This is a genomic window from Hyphococcus formosus (genome assembly GCF_046736345.1).
Taxonomy (GTDB): Bacteria; Pseudomonadota; Alphaproteobacteria; order Caulobacterales; family Parvularculaceae; genus Hyphococcus; species Hyphococcus formosus.
The window spans coordinates 253,381-267,627 of sequence record NZ_CP157210.1 but is presented as its reverse complement, the minus strand read 5'-3'; the positions used below and the strand labels follow the sequence as shown (position 1 = coordinate 267,627).

At 54.7% G+C, this 14,247-nt stretch carries 13 protein-coding genes; 1 reads left to right on the top strand and 12 read right to left on the bottom strand.

The window, feature by feature from the left end; genetic code table 11:
* Nucleotides 1–8 precede the first annotated feature (8 nt).
* The 11 genes from ABFZ83_RS01215 to ABFZ83_RS01165 all read right to left on the bottom strand — a co-directional run bounded on the left by ABFZ83_RS01215 (nucleotide 9) and on the right by ABFZ83_RS01165 (nucleotide 12,030).
* On the bottom strand, nucleotides 9–1,109 hold the full coding sequence (locus ABFZ83_RS01215) for a UDP-N-acetylglucosamine--N-acetylmuramyl-(pentapeptide) pyrophosphoryl-undecaprenol N-acetylglucosamine transferase (RefSeq protein WP_411817612.1): 1,101 nt from the start codon (nucleotides 1,107–1,109) through the stop codon (nucleotides 9–11).
* Nucleotides 1,106–2,242: an FtsW/RodA/SpoVE family cell cycle protein gene (locus tag ABFZ83_RS01210; protein WP_411817611.1), complete on the bottom strand. Its 1,137-nt coding sequence runs from the start codon at nucleotides 2,240–2,242 to the stop codon at nucleotides 1,106–1,108. Before ABFZ83_RS01210 ends, ABFZ83_RS01215 begins: the two co-directional genes overlap by 4 nt.
* Nucleotides 2,239–3,651 (bottom strand): UDP-N-acetylmuramoyl-L-alanine--D-glutamate ligase, encoded by a 1,413-nt coding sequence (murD, locus tag ABFZ83_RS01205; protein WP_411817610.1) that lies wholly within the window; start codon nucleotides 3,649–3,651, stop codon nucleotides 2,239–2,241. The genes ABFZ83_RS01210 and murD overlap by 4 nt, the downstream gene beginning before the upstream one ends.
* A gap of 9 nt (nucleotides 3,652–3,660) precedes the next feature.
* Nucleotides 3,661–4,794: a phospho-N-acetylmuramoyl-pentapeptide-transferase gene (gene mraY, locus ABFZ83_RS01200; protein WP_411817609.1), complete on the bottom strand. Its 1,134-nt coding sequence runs from the start codon at nucleotides 4,792–4,794 to the stop codon at nucleotides 3,661–3,663.
* Nucleotides 4,794–6,281: a UDP-N-acetylmuramoylalanyl-D-glutamyl-2,6-diaminopimelate--D-alanyl-D-alanine ligase gene (locus ABFZ83_RS01195; RefSeq protein ID WP_411817608.1), complete on the bottom strand. Its 1,488-nt coding sequence runs from the start codon at nucleotides 6,279–6,281 to the stop codon at nucleotides 4,794–4,796. The genes mraY and ABFZ83_RS01195 overlap by 1 nt, the downstream gene beginning before the upstream one ends.
* Nucleotides 6,278–7,717, bottom strand: a complete 1,440-nt coding sequence (locus ABFZ83_RS01190) for a UDP-N-acetylmuramoyl-L-alanyl-D-glutamate--2,6-diaminopimelate ligase (RefSeq protein ID WP_411817607.1) — start codon at nucleotides 7,715–7,717, stop codon at nucleotides 6,278–6,280. The genes ABFZ83_RS01195 and ABFZ83_RS01190 overlap by 4 nt, the downstream gene beginning before the upstream one ends.
* The gene (locus tag ABFZ83_RS01185) at nucleotides 7,714–9,495 is read right to left on the bottom strand and encodes a peptidoglycan D,D-transpeptidase FtsI family protein (protein ID WP_411817606.1); all 1,782 of its coding nucleotides are present in this window, start codon (nucleotides 9,493–9,495) and stop codon (nucleotides 7,714–7,716) included. The genes ABFZ83_RS01190 and ABFZ83_RS01185 overlap by 4 nt, the downstream gene beginning before the upstream one ends.
* A gap of 33 nt (nucleotides 9,496–9,528) precedes the next feature.
* The gene (locus ABFZ83_RS01180; protein ID WP_411817605.1) at nucleotides 9,529–9,903 is read right to left on the bottom strand and encodes a hypothetical protein; all 375 of its coding nucleotides are present in this window, start codon (nucleotides 9,901–9,903) and stop codon (nucleotides 9,529–9,531) included.
* Nucleotides 9,900–10,910, bottom strand: a complete 1,011-nt coding sequence (gene rsmH / locus ABFZ83_RS01175) for a 16S rRNA (cytosine(1402)-N(4))-methyltransferase RsmH (protein WP_411817604.1) — start codon at nucleotides 10,908–10,910, stop codon at nucleotides 9,900–9,902. Before rsmH ends, ABFZ83_RS01180 begins: the two co-directional genes overlap by 4 nt.
* The gene (locus ABFZ83_RS01170) at nucleotides 10,907–11,389 is read right to left on the bottom strand and encodes a division/cell wall cluster transcriptional repressor MraZ (RefSeq protein ID WP_411817603.1); all 483 of its coding nucleotides are present in this window, start codon (nucleotides 11,387–11,389) and stop codon (nucleotides 10,907–10,909) included. Before ABFZ83_RS01170 ends, rsmH begins: the two co-directional genes overlap by 4 nt.
* A gap of 314 nt (nucleotides 11,390–11,703) precedes the next feature.
* Nucleotides 11,704–12,030 carry a hypothetical protein gene (locus ABFZ83_RS01165; RefSeq protein WP_411817602.1) on the bottom strand — a complete coding sequence of 109 codons (327 nt, stop codon included), beginning with the start codon at nucleotides 12,028–12,030 and terminating at the stop codon, nucleotides 11,704–11,706.
* Nucleotides 12,031–12,479: 449 nt separating this feature from the next.
* On the opposite strand from ABFZ83_RS01165, the gene ctrA reads away from it, so the two are divergent.
* A complete protein-coding gene (ctrA, locus tag ABFZ83_RS01160) occupies nucleotides 12,480–13,181 on the top strand; it encodes a response regulator transcription factor CtrA (RefSeq protein WP_411817601.1) in 702 nt (233 codons plus the stop codon).
* A 62-nt stretch (nucleotides 13,182–13,243) separates the two neighbouring features.
* On the opposite strand, the gene ABFZ83_RS01155 is transcribed toward ctrA, so the two are convergent.
* On the bottom strand, nucleotides 13,244–14,122 hold the full coding sequence (locus ABFZ83_RS01155) for a bifunctional transcriptional activator/DNA repair enzyme AdaA (protein ID WP_411817600.1): 879 nt from the start codon (nucleotides 14,120–14,122) through the stop codon (nucleotides 13,244–13,246).
* Nucleotides 14,123–14,247: the final 125 nt, after the last annotated feature.

The following is a 14,247-nucleotide window of genomic DNA, read 5'->3' as shown; positions in this document are numbered from 1 at the left end:
GCTTACTCTCACGCTGCCGCTTTTTGGGCGACAATATTTTCTACCAAATCGGCCAGCCGCGCTGCCGCTCCTGACTTTACGACACCTTTGGCAGCTTGCGCCATTGTGGCCAATTTCGATGGCGATGCCAGAAGTTCAGCCAGTTTTGCACCGACCTCTGCCTCGGTAAATTCATTTTCTGACAAAATAAGGGCCGCACCTTGCTCAGAAAGCGTCCGCGCATTGCCGGTTTGATGATCATCCATCGCAATCGCTAGCGGCACAAGAATAGACGGACGTCCGATTGCGGAAAGCTCGGTCACGGTTGATGCTCCTGCCCGCGCGATGACGAGATGTGCGGCAGCCATGCGTTGCGGCAGGTCCGAGAAAAACGGGGCCACCTCTGCGCGGATACCGGCGGCTTCATATGTCGCGGCGACGTCGGCCTGTTCCGCCTCTCTCGCCTGATGCGTCACGGTCAGTTTCGCGCGCAAATCCGCGGGCAACTGCGTGAGCGCAGCAACCGGGGCTTTAGAAAAAATACTCGCGCCCTGACTGCCGCCGAAAATTAGAAGATTGATGTCGCCTTCGATCCCCGGATATGGCGTCGCCTCGACCGCCGCAACGGCATCGCGAAGCGGGTTCCCAACTTCGATTGTCTGAATATTGCGCGGCAATTTTTCAAGAACCGGAAATGCGTGCGCGGTAAAAGCGGCATTGCCGACCAATAGGCGGTTCGTGCGGCCTAAAACGCCATTTTGTTCGTGCACCCCATAAGGGATACCCATCAAGGATGCCGCTTTCATCGCCGGGAGTGACGGATAACCACCGAACCCGACCGCCGCCGCTGGCTTGCGCTTTCGGAACTCGCGCAAAGATGTATAGAGCCCGAAAGCGATGGACACCGCTGCCGCGGCTTTTGCGATAGGGCCACCAATTGATGGTGTTGCCGCTGAAATTTCAAACCGCTCATCGGCCGGAAAGTTTTGCGCATAACGCGCACCGCGCGCATCGGTTACGAGCAAGATACGATGACCACGACGTTTTAATTCCTGCGCCAATGCTTCAGCCGGGAACAAATGTCCGCCCGTGCCGCCTGCGGCCAATGCAATTAATCGCTGACCCGTCATGGCATAATATCCTTGCGCCGATAGACACCGTGATGGCTGCGGGTAAGTGCAAATATCAACCCAACGGTCAGACCCGTCGCCAATAGCGAAGACCCGCCATAAGAAATAAACGGCAAGGTCATGCCCTTGGCCGGCAGTGCCCGCAACGAGACACCAATATTGATTATCGACTGAAAGCCAATGAGTGCTGCAAGCCCGGTCGCAGCACATTGGGCAAAAACACTTTTAAGGCCCGCCGCAACGGTCATGACTCGCGCCGTGAAAACGGCGAACAAAAGGATAATAAGCGCCGTCAGAACGAACCCAAACTCCTCCGCGGCAACGGCGAAAATGAAATCCGTATGCGCATCGGGAAGCGTCGTTTTTACGGGCGTCGCATCGCCGCGCCCAAAAAGGCCGCCATTCGCAATCGTTTCCATGGCTCTATCGACCTGATAGGTCTCCGTCGATCCGGGGTTCAAAAATCCGTCCACGCGCGCGGCAACATGGGCCGATAGAAAATACCCGGCCGTCATGGCTGTTGCGCCAACACCGCCCAGCACAATGATCCAGAGCCAGCTCCACCCGGCGACAAAAAACATCACGGCCCATACGCCGGTCATCAATGCCCATTGGCCAAAATCGGGCTGCGCCAATAGCAACCCGGCAAAAATTGCATATAGACCAATCGCCACCGCGCCGCCGGGAAATTTAGGGTCCCGCGCCCCCTCAGCCATCATCCATGCTGCCGCAATCACAAATCCGGGTTTCGCAAATTCCGAAGGCTGCAAGGAGAGAGAGCCAATATAAAGCCATCGCTTGGCGCCGTTCACCTCGCCGCCGAACATCAAAACGTAAAGCATCAACAATAAAGCGCCGCCAAAAACGATCACCCCAAGACGTCGTGCCTGAAGCGGCGTTAGGAATGCGAGCGCCGTCATCAAAAGAATTGTTGGCCCTAGAAAAATGAATTGGCGCAACGGAAAATGAAACTCGCTCACGCCGCGAATACGCGCCGCAGCCGACGGCCCGGCCGCCATTAAAACAACCGCACCAATCACCATGATCAATGACAGGATCGCGAGGCTCGGCCGGTCGATAGACCACCAAAGCCGTGCGAATGGCGAGTCATCTAATCGCGAAAGGCGTTTCACGCTGCTTCTCCATTCCCGACGGAAAGTGTTGATACGAATTCCCGAAAGGCGTTTCCACGCGTCTCGAAATTTTTGAATTGATCATAGGACGCGCAAGCTGGCGACAAGAGAACGACCGGTGCCTTGGCATCGCTCTTTAGCGCGTCACGATTTGCCGCTTCCACCGCCTTTTCGAGATCACCGCAAATAACAACATTCACCGTGTCGCCTAATTGTTTTTCAAAGTCGGCCGCCGCGTCTCCGATCAGATAGGCCGTGCGTACACGATCCATCATTGGAAGCAGGCTGGTAACGCCCCCCTCTTTGGCTTTACCGCCAGCGATCCAGAATATGTCATTGAATGCAGTAAGCGCCCGCGCGGCAGCATCAGCATTGGTCGCCTTTGAATCATTGATAAAGAGAACCTTGCCGTTGCGCCCGACCTCCTCAAGGCGGTGCGGTAATCCTTCGAACCGTTGCGACGACTTGATCGCTAAAGACGGCGCAACACCGAACCGTTCACAAACGGCGACCGCCGCAGCAACATTCTGGAAATTGTGCACCCCGCGCAGGCTGCGGGCACCAGTAAGATCCCCTGCAATGGCAGTCTTGCCGTCAAGATTATAATAGAGCTTGTCATCAAGCGCATATACGCCGCGGCCAAGGGCACTCCCCGCGGAAATCAGCCTGATTTCAGTACCCGTATTTGCCATCAGACGCGTGGAAACGCTCTGACCATAATCATCATCGACACCGACCACCGCCAGATCTGCAGCGGTCTGGTTCATGAAAATGCGGCGTTTCGCTGCTAGATACCCATCAACCGACCCATGCCGGTCGATATGGTCAGGCGATAGATTAAGGAAGACCGCCGCATCCAATCGCAATGAGTGGGTCAGATCCAACTGGAAAGACGAAAGCTCAAGGACATAAACTGCGTCGCTCTCAAAGGCGGGAAGCGACAATACCGCTTCGCCAATATTTCCGCCGACATACACATCTTCACCGGCTTGTTTGAGGATATGTCCAATCAATGCAGTGGTCGTGGATTTACCGTTCGAGCCCGTCACCCCGATCACGCGCGGGCGGTCATGCGGCTCTAACGCATTCACCGCTTTTGCGAATAATTCCGTATCGCCAATGACCGGTACGTTCTCTTGGCGCGCTTTGCGCACGATCGTATGTGGTTTTGGGTGCGTTAGTGGCACACCGGGCGATACGACCACGGCCTCAAGCTCTTGCCACGGCCAGTCTTTTGGATGTTCGCAACGATATTCTGTATCCGATGTTTTGTCCCGCGCCGTACGATTTTCGTCATAGGAAAAGACCTTCGCCCCGGACGCCACCAGCGCTTCGCATGTCGCGATACCGCTTAGGCCAAGGCCGAATACGCCTATGCTTTTTCGTTTAACGTCAGGGATCAAAATCATCTGAGCGCCCTATCTCAATTTCAATGTTGCCAGGCCGATTAGCGCCAACACAACCGCAATAATCCAGAACCGAATGACAATGGTCGATTCTTTCCAGCCCAATTGTTCGAAATGGTGATGAATTGGGGCCATGCGGAAAACCCGCTTGCCGGTCAATTTGAATGACGCAATCTGAATCATCACGGAAAGCCCTTCGAGAACGAAAAGCCCACCAACAATTGCGAGAACGATCTCATGTTTCGACGCAACTGCGATTGATCCAATCGCGCCGCCCAATGCGAGCGATCCGGTATCTCCCATAAAGATCGCTGCCGGCGGCGCATTATACCAAAGGAAGCCAAGTCCGGCCCCAATGATAGCCCCGCAGATGACCGCAAGCTCGCCGACACCCGGTACAAAAGGAACACCAAGATAGCCCGCATAAATCGCGTTACCCACCAAATAGGCAATCAATGCATAGGCACCTGATGCAATCATCACTGGCACCGTCGCCAGACCATCAAGGCCGTCGGTCAAATTGACCGTATTTGACGCACCCACAATCACAAACGCCGCAAACGGAACAATGAAGATACCGAGCGGAACGCCCGGCGCGTTAAACCATTTTTCAAACAGGCTAAGCGGCACGAAAGGCACGCCGACCGATGTCGCCAACCCGACCGGCGCATCCGGCGCTTCCGACAGCGCCGACATGCACAAATAGGCAGCCAGAAACGCAACCGCGAATTGAACCGCTAATTTTAAACTACCGACGACGCCGTCCGCGCTTTGCTTCGTGACTTTAAGATAATCATCAATGAAACCAAGCGCGCCGAACGCAAGCGTCACGCCCATGACGATCCAGACATAAATATTATCAAGCCGCGCCCAGAGAAAAGTTGCGATAACCAGTGATAACAAAATCAGCACACCGCCCATTGTCGGTGTCCCCGCCTTTTCGATAATATGGGTCTGTGGTCCATCGGTCCGGATCGGCTGGCCCCGTCCCTGCTTGCGGCGCATCCAACTAATCAAGGATGGGCCGAACAAGAACGAAATCAGCAACGCCGTCATTATCGCGCCGCCGGTTCTGAAGGTCAGATAGCGGAAGACATTGAACAATTGGAAATCATCCGCAAGCGGCGTTAGCAAGTGATAGAGCATCAGGCCCGGCTTTCTTTTTCTTCGTTTCTATTGCTCGATCGCTCTTTTAATGCGCGCGCAACCGCACTCACCTTAGAGGCATTCGAACCTTTGACCATAACGATATCCCCGGGCGAAACAGCGTCGAGAACTGGTCCGACCATGCCGACCGCATCATCGGCATAAAGCCCACGCATGTCAGCAGGAAGGTCATCCCAGAGATGTCGCATTAGTTTGCCCGCCGCATAGACCCTATCGACCCGTGCCGCAACTAACGCTTTCTCTAGAATTTTATGGAGTTCCGGCCCTTCGGGACCGAGTTCCAACATCTCGCCGAGAATGGCGATCCGCCGTCCATTGCCTTGGGGGGCTGTTGCGCCCAACAGACCAATTGCGGCGGTCATTGATGCCGGATTGGCATTATAACTCTCATCGATCAGTGTTGCCGTTCCGCCCTCGACCTCAATCTCAGAGCGCGCGCCGCGCCCCTCTGCGGGCGTGACCGAACTAAGCGCGTCAATCGCAGGCTCCAAAGGCGCACCAACTGCGTCGGCGGCGGCCAACGCCGCGAGCATATTGAGCGCCTGATGCCGCCCCGGAATACCCACAGAAAATTCGCGCTCTTTGCCTTTTATCCGAACCTCAAGACGCGCCCCTGCACCGTCGGCCCGATAATGCAAAAGCTGAAAGTCCGCTCCGTCCTTTTCACCAAAGGTCACAAAGGAAGCCGCGCCGGCTTGCTCTGCGCGCTTTTTTAATAACTCAAAATAATCATTATCGAAGGGAAGAACCGCAACGCCGCCGCGCGCAAGACCGGAGAAAATCTCTGCCTTGGCTTCTGCGATTTCTTCCACGGATTTGAAAAATTCAAGATGCGCCGCCGCGACGGTCGTGACGATTGCTGCATGCGGACGCACAAGTTCGGTAAGCGGTGTGATCTCACCGGGATGGTTCATCCCAATTTCAAAGACGCCAAATTCCGAATGCATGGGCAGGCGCGCCAGTGTAAGCGGCACACCCCAATGATTGTTGAAGCTTTTATCCGCGGCGTGAACGGTTCCGGCGGATGAAAGAATGGCGCGCAAAATCTCTTTGGTACTGGTCTTGCCAGCGCTACCGGTGACGGCGATCCGCTTTCCAAAATTTCTGAGCCGCGCCGCCTTGGCGAGGTCTCGCAGCCCTTCCAGCGTGTCACCGACAACCAAAAGCGGAGCGCCTTCGGGCGCATCATCCGGCGCACGAGCGACGAGCGCCGCCGCAGCACCGGCCTCGAACGCATTATTCAAAAATTCATGTCCGTCCCGGGCATCGCGCAAAGCCACAAATATATCACCGGGCTTTAGGGTGCGCGTGTCGATAGATATGCCGGCTGCGGACCATTCTTCGGCTATCCAACGCGACGGATCACCGCCACGCGCGCACAACGCACCGCCAGTCGCGGCCGCAGCTTCAAACGCATTCCACAATTCCGGATCAATCCGGCCTTTTGATGCCTCGCCTTTTGTCATCGCCCGAGCTCCTTTAAACGGTTCGCGACGGCACTTTGCGCAACTTCCGCGTCGTCGAACGGTAAGAGAATATCACCCACCTTCTGTCCGGTTTCATGCCCCTTCCCCATTATAAGAAGCACATCACCTTCACTCAGCGCCGCAACCCCCGCTGCGATCGCCTGCTCCCTGTCGCCGATATTTTCGGCATCAGGGCATCCTTTTAAGACATCGTCACGGACAGCCGCCGGGTCTTCAGAACGCGGATTGTCATCGGTAACGATCACCATATCCGCGTGGTCCCGCGCTGCCTTTCCCATCAAGGGTCTTTTCCCTTTGTCGCGATCACCGCCCGCACCAACAATCGCAATGACCCGCCCGCACGCATGTGGCCGTATGGCCTGAAGCGCCGTCGCAACCGCATCAGGTGTATGGGCATAATCCACAAATACACCTGCGCCAGCAACTTCGGCGGCTTGCTCCATGCGTCCGCGCGCGCCCTTTATTTTGGGAAGGAGCGGGAGAATCTCTTCCGCACGCGCGCCAGCAGCAATCGCAATTCCCGCAGCCAGCAACACATTCTCCGCCTGGAAACCGCCGATCAACGGAATATCAATATTGTATTTTTTACCCCAGACATCGACATCGATTTCAAGCCCACCCATATGGGGTTGGCACCGAACAAGACGCAGATCCTCGCCCTTCGCGCCTGTTTTTATCGTCGATAAACCACGCTTGCCCGCAAGCGCAACGATATCGTCTGCGCCCTCGCCATCCATGTTGACGACGACTACGCCATCGGCACTCAAAAGCGTATCGAAAAGCCTTGATTTCGCATCGAAATACTCTTCAAAGCTTGCATGATAGTCGAGGTGATCTTGCGTGATGTTGGTGAATGCCGCAACACGGAAATCGACTGCATCAACACGAGCCTGTGCAAGCCCATGGCTGGAAACTTCCATCGCCAGATGCGTAACGCCGCTTCTTGTCATGGCATCGAGTGTTTCGTGCAATGTCACCGGGTCCGGCGTCGTGTGAATAAGGGGCCGCTCATATTTGTTTGCTTGCGCCCCAAGCGTGCCGACCGAACCGGCCTCATGCCCAAGCATGGACCATAGCTGCGCGGTGAAAAGCGCCGTGGACGTCTTTCCGTTCGTTCCGGTGATCCCTGCGATCATCTCGGGTTGGCGCGAAAAAAAGCGCGAAGCGAGCTGTGCCAACCGGCGGCGCGGATTGTCGTCATGAATGACCGGTACGGATGCCTCAACGCCCGGCATTGCGAGAATAGCGACCGCGCCATTTTCAATCGCCTGCGGGATAAACTTCGCGCCATCCGCCGCAACGCCGGGAAGTGCCGCGAACAAATAACCCGGAGAGACCTCACGACTGTCAGCCGTTATGCCGATAATATTCGGATCAGACGAAAACGCATCATATGCCAGTTCAGATAGCCTCATCGCGCAATTTCACGATCCTCGCCATCGAGATTGTCCTCGCGACCAAGACTAGCATGCCGACGAAATTCCGGAGGCCGCCCAGAAACGAAAGACGCAAGAGCGATGTCTTCACTGACCGGGGTCAACCCTAATAGTGGTGACGCACGCTCAACAAATCTCGCAAAGGTCGGCGCGGCATTCCATCCGGCTGTTGCATAACCATAGGTCTCTTTGAGCGGCTTTGGCTCGTCGAAGCTAATTAATATTGCATAGCGCGGCGCGTAGCCCGGAACCGCCCCGATAAAGCTAGCGATCCGCGAATTGCGATTATAACCACCGCGCGCCGGTTTATCGGCGGTCGATGTTTTACCAATGGGGTAATAGCCCGGCGCTTCGGAAAATCTCGCAGTTCCATCTGTGATTACACGGCGGAGAATACGGCGCATTGCTGCGCTCGTATCCTCGCCAAATACCCGTCGCCCTTCCGGTGATCGCGCCGGCACCAGAAAAGTCGGCGTATGATATACGCCGCCATTTACCACTGCCGAAAACGCCGCCAGAAGATGCAGCGGGGTAACTGAAATTCCGTGACCATAAGAAATCGTAGCGGTTTCAACCGGCCCCCATTGCGAAGGCAATTCAGGTGATCGGTTTTCCGAGAGCTCAATCGGAAGCGCGTCGAACAAGCCGAGTGATTGAAGAACTTTCTGTTGCTCGGTCGCACCCAGATCCAGCGCCATTCGCGCAGACCCGATATTGGACGAATGTTGAACCACTTCAGACAAACTCAGTATACGGTTTTCACCATGAAAATCGGTAATTCGGCGATCCGCGACCTTGAACGAACCACGTGCGTCATATTCAGTCCGCTCATCACCCAATCCGAGCTCTATGACAGCCGCCGCCGTAAAGGCCTTGAAGGCCGAACCAAGTTCATAACGGTCATAAACGGCTCGATTACGGCGGAAATCGGCCGGTACGGCGCCCGGCACGTTGGGATCAAAATCTGGAAGGCTCGCAAGGGCAATCACCTCCCCTGTCTGCACATCCATAACGGCACCCCAGGCGGCTTTGGCACCGAATTTCTCCATCGTCGCCAACACTTCCTCTTCGAGGATTTGTTGCACACGAATATCGACCGACGCACGCATCGGCCCCTCATCGCGAAAACGATTTGCGACCTTCTCGAGGCCCATAACGCCGCCTTTGCCGGGCTCGTCATGGCCAACCACATGCGCCGCCAGATCGCCTTGCGGATAAAAACGCTTGGTACGCGCCGCAAAACGCACACCGGGCAGTCCCAGATCGAAAACCGCCCGCCGTTCAGCCGGCGCAAGGTCCGCTTTTACTTCGACATAGCGGCCCTCTTCGAATTTCAGTTCAAGTTCTTGCGCGTCAACATCTGTCAGAACGCTACTTAACTTGCGCGCAGATTCAGCCGCGTCCCAAACTTCGTTGCCAGCCACTTCGAGCGCGATAACCGGAAGGTCCGCCGCCAATAGCGTTCCGTTTCTATCGACAATTTCCGGCCGCTCCTGCCGGTCAGCAGGCCCCGCATAGGCAACGCGCGAGGGCGCATCTTGACCGAAAGAAACAATGGCCAATCGAACACCCAACGCAGAAAAGACGAAAAGAAAAACAACCGCGCACATCATTATGCGGCTTTTGGCGCGCTCGACCGTTTTGCCGCGCGCGCCTTTGGCCTGCACCTTGAGCGATACGGATTCGGGTTCGTCCTCGCTCGAGTCAGCGATTATATAAGCCTTAGGCTTTGCTCTTTTCTGCCTTCCGCGAAACACTGCCGGTTTCGTCCTTCACGTTAATGTTCAGCCCTATTGCGCGTCAGTTACCTGCGCCATCGCCAATGCATGCATGATGACATCATTTGCCGGATCATGCTCTTGCTCTTCAATTGCATAATGCTCGCCGCCAAATGCAGCAGCGAATTCACGTGCGCTCATCATTTGATCGCCAGTCGATGGCCTTAAATCGGTTTTCGCATTGGCCACCTTCGCCAAGCGCTCGGGGTTTTCAAGATATGCAATCTCTGCGCGCAACATTTGAATGGCGCGGACTTCTTCGACCTGGCTGATTTCGATTTTTTCAATATCTTCTCGTAGCTCGCGTACTGACACCTCGGCGCGATATCGCCCAAATGCCGCCGCTGCCAGCAACACGCACAAGAATATAGTTGTAATACGTATCATTTATGTCCTCCGTGCATGAAAGAAAGTCTAATTTCGCGGGGTGCGCCCAATTGCTCATCGCCATCGGGGGCCGGTTGAGCATCAGTGCGTTGCGCCGCGCGTAATTTCGCCGAGCGCGCCCGCGGGTTTATTTCGGCCTCTTCGTCTGAAGCTGCAACTGAATTTTTATACACAAGCTCAAATGACGCAGGCACTTCTTCCGTAGGCGGAAGATGCCGCGAAGCTTCGCGTCGCGCACCGCTACGCGCCGCAATAAAACGCTTCACGATACGATCTTCGAGCGAGTGAAAGGTAACAACGACCAGTCGCCCAGCGGGCCGCAATAAGCGCTCCGACGCATAAAGCCCGGCGATCAATTGGCCCAGCTCGTCATTTACAAAAATCCGTAGTGCCTGGAACACGCGCGTTGCCGGGTGAATCCGCTGATGACCGTAAACCGGCGCTGCTTTTTCGACGATAGACGCCAATCGGCTCGTTGTTTCTATAGGTGCATATTCACGCTCGCGTACAATCGCCCGAGCGATTGCACCGGCACGTTTTTCTTCACCATAGGATTTAAAAATTGCAGCAAGATCTTTTGCGTCGGCTCGCGCAACCACATCAGCAGCATCGGGCTTCGCCCCATCCATGCGCATGGACAGCGGACCATCGTGCCGGAATGAAAACCCGCGCTCCCCTTCATCAAGCTGCATCGACGAAACGCCAAGATCAAAAACAATGCCGTCAACAACCTCTACGTCCACCTCGTCCAACGCTTCACGCATTTCCGCGAAAGGTCGGTTGATCAACTGCAATCGTCCGCCGAATTCTACGATGATGTCTTGCGCACGTTCGATTGCCGTTGGGTCGCGGTCAAACCCGTAGACGGTACAGTCGGCCGCCTCGAGGATCGCACGCGAATATCCGCCCGCGCCAAAAGTAGCGTCCACGTAAACACCGCCCGGCTTTGGCGCTAGTGCCGTTACAACCTCTTTTAACATGACAGGAATATGCGGGGATGCGCTCATGACACCTCCGCAATTGCTGGCGGGTTTCGCAAGGATAGCTTTGCGTCACTGGCGACTTTTTTGGCTGCCGTCAGAACTTCGTCAAAGGCTTCCGGATTCCAGATTTGAAACGACCGGATATGCCCCGCGAACATCGCCTGCCCATCAAGATGGGCATGTTTGCGCAAATGGTCTGGCAGGACGATACGGCCTTCTTTATCGGGTGTGATTGGCGTGAGCTGCGTTGCAATGGCGCGTTCAAGACTGACCCGCTTTGGCGAGCATGGGTCAAGCTGGTCGATCATCCGCATCCAGTGATCGAGATAATCGGCACCACCGCAATCAATGCAGGGCTCTTCCGTAGACGGAATACAATAAATGACATTTTCGCTGGCGAGATCGAGCGCACGCCGAAAGGCCGCCGGCGTAGCGAGCCGACCCTTGGCGTCGATCTTATTGACGTATGACCCGAAAAAACGAGCCTCGGCCCCTCGCCGCATGCCGAACTCCTTCGTCGCGTCGCTGTCGGTAATTGCCCAATCTCAATTAGCCGCGCGCCGCCCCTCACCCGATACTTATGGGTATATTTGGGATAGCATGGGATTTCATGGGTGGTCAAAGGATGTTTCGCCACCGGACAGAGTTTTTTCACCACCATTCCGGAACAGAAACGGAACAAAGTGCTCTTGTCACGGCGAAAGAATCGCTAAGCAACGGTTAACAAAGGATGAAAACCGATAAATCCTTGGGGAAAATAAATAGAAGAGGCGCGAAAAATTTCTCGGAAACAAATCGCCGATAATCGCGCGCGGACCTAGGCCGTCCGTTTTATCGGCATAATCGGCAGAATGCCCGCCTCATCTTGATCAACGAGGCCCGATAATTTTTCCATCTCGTCACGAACCGCACGAAGCTTTTCACTCGCCTCGGCCTCAGCCTGCGCAAATGTCGAAAGCATCCCTTTTAATTTTTGCTGGCGGAAGCGCCCCATCTCATCGAGCGCGGCACCCATATTATCAAGAGACTGTTTCGCAGCTTTTTGCGCAGCGCGAAGATCTGCCAAATCGGCTTTCAGGGCATCGCACTCTTCTTGGGCGAGCCGCAAAAGCGCGTTCAATCCATTATGATAGTTGTAACCCATTTTTCCGCTATCTCCGCCCAATCGCAAATGCACAACCCGCTAGGTCCATCCCCCGAATTTAACGACGGCGCTGTTTCGCAACCGAGAAGGTCGTTACGGCCCAAGCTGTGGCGCAATGGCCCGCCCCAATCGTCAATCCGAGCATCAATCACAAGTATCAATCGACGCCCGAAGGTTAATCCAGACGCAGTTAACCGGGGGTAAAATAGTGAACGCAATTAATGAGGAAAAAATCGATTATGCTTAATGACAGGGGGAGCAAATCAAGCAAACACTAGGTTCTGATAGTAAGAAATATTTTCGGGAAATTAAAAACCCAAGGCAAAAACGACAAATGTCGTTCATGCTGTTAACTATTATGAAAGCTTATAGTCGTTACCTACCCTACGACAAAGCAAAAGAGCGCGGTTAGGTTTCGAGGGGAACAGCGCGCCAACAGGAGACTGAAAATGCGGGTTCTGCTGATCGAAGACGACGGCGCCACAGCACAGAGCATCGAACTGATGCTGAAATCGGATGGCTTTAATTGCTATACTACCGATTTGGGCGAAGAAGGTGTCGATCTTGGCAAGGTCTATGATTACGACATCATTCTACTTGACCTAAACCTTCCGGACATGACCGGATTTGACGTATTGAAATCACTTCGCGTCGCCAAGGTAAACACACCGATCCTTATCCTTACGGGCCAGGGCGATATCGAAACAAAAGTTCGCGGCCTAGGCTTCGGCGCAGACGATTACATGACCAAGCCTTTCCACAAGGACGAGCTGGTCGCGCGGATCCACGCAATTGTGCGCCGCTCAAAAGGTCACTCACAATCGGTGATCACAACTGGCAAGCTCGTCGTCAATCTCGACGCAAAAACAGTTGAAGTGGCTGGCCAGCGGGTTCACCTGACCGGCAAAGAATATCAGATGCTGGAGCTTCTTTCGCTCCGCAAAGGCACGACCCTCACAAAAGAGATGTTCCTGAACCATCTTTATGGCGGCATGGACGAGCCAGAACTCAAAATCATTGACGTGTTCATTTGTAAGCTGCGCAAGAAACTCGCTGCAGCGACAATCGGCGAACACTATATCGAAACAGTCTGGGGACGCGGCTATGTATTGCGCGACCCACAAGAAGAACAAGCGGCATCAGTCGCCTAAACCTGACTAGTCTAAACTTGCACCAACTAAAAAAACGCCCCGGCAAAAACCGGGGTGTTTTTTTATGCGTTTTGCGAAATTGCTTCTTCCATCGCCAGGATGGTTTTTTTGCGCGGTGCGCCCCACCGGTAATTATGAACCACACCTGACGACAGGATGACCCGGTGGCAAGGTATCAACACCGAAATCAGGTTTGCTCCAACTGCCGTGCCGACGGCGCGGTTGGCTTTTTCGGCGCAGATATTTTTCGCAATATCGCCATAGGTCACAAGATGACCGTAAGGAATGCGCAGCAATGCCTCCCAAACTTTGAGCTGAAAATTTGTCCCGCGGACATGCAATTTTAGCGGTTCATCAAGACGATGGTTCATGGCGAACGCAAAGGCTTGTCGCGCAAGAGGCGTTACAAATTCAGCATCTTCAACAAAGGTCGCCGCGGCCCAATCATGCTTCATCTGCTGCATGCTATCCGCGAGAACAGCGTCATCAGCAAAACTCAGCCAACATATTCCTTTTTCGGTCGCACCAATCAGTACCCGGCCTAAAGGACCATCCACAAGCGCAAACCGAATACACAACCCTTCGCCTTTTCGCCGATATTCCCCTGGGGTCATCGCCTCGGCAGCAAGAAACAGATCGTGTAATCGCGACGCACCGGAAAGCCCTGCGGAATAGGCCGCAGACAGAACATCTTCGCCATTTGTCATGGCGCGTTTAGCTTCCTGCGCTGCGAGATATTGCAAAAACCTTTTCGGCGACACACCTGCGCCGGCTTTAAACACACGCTGGAAATGCGCAGGCGACAGCCCCACATGAGCCGCAGTTTGCTCAAGCGTTGGGCGGCTATCCGCATTCGACGCGAGGTAATCGATCGCGCGCGCCACCGGGGCAAAACCGTCAAGACGCGTAACCGATAATGGAATATGGCTCTGATCATTCATGCGGTGAATTTAGCCGTTCTTTTTCCCGTCAAACACCCGATTCTTGCGCTCTTTGGGCCGATATTTTACGCGCCATTAACCCTACCTATGCGTAAATACCGAAGCAACAAATCGAAGGAGATCAT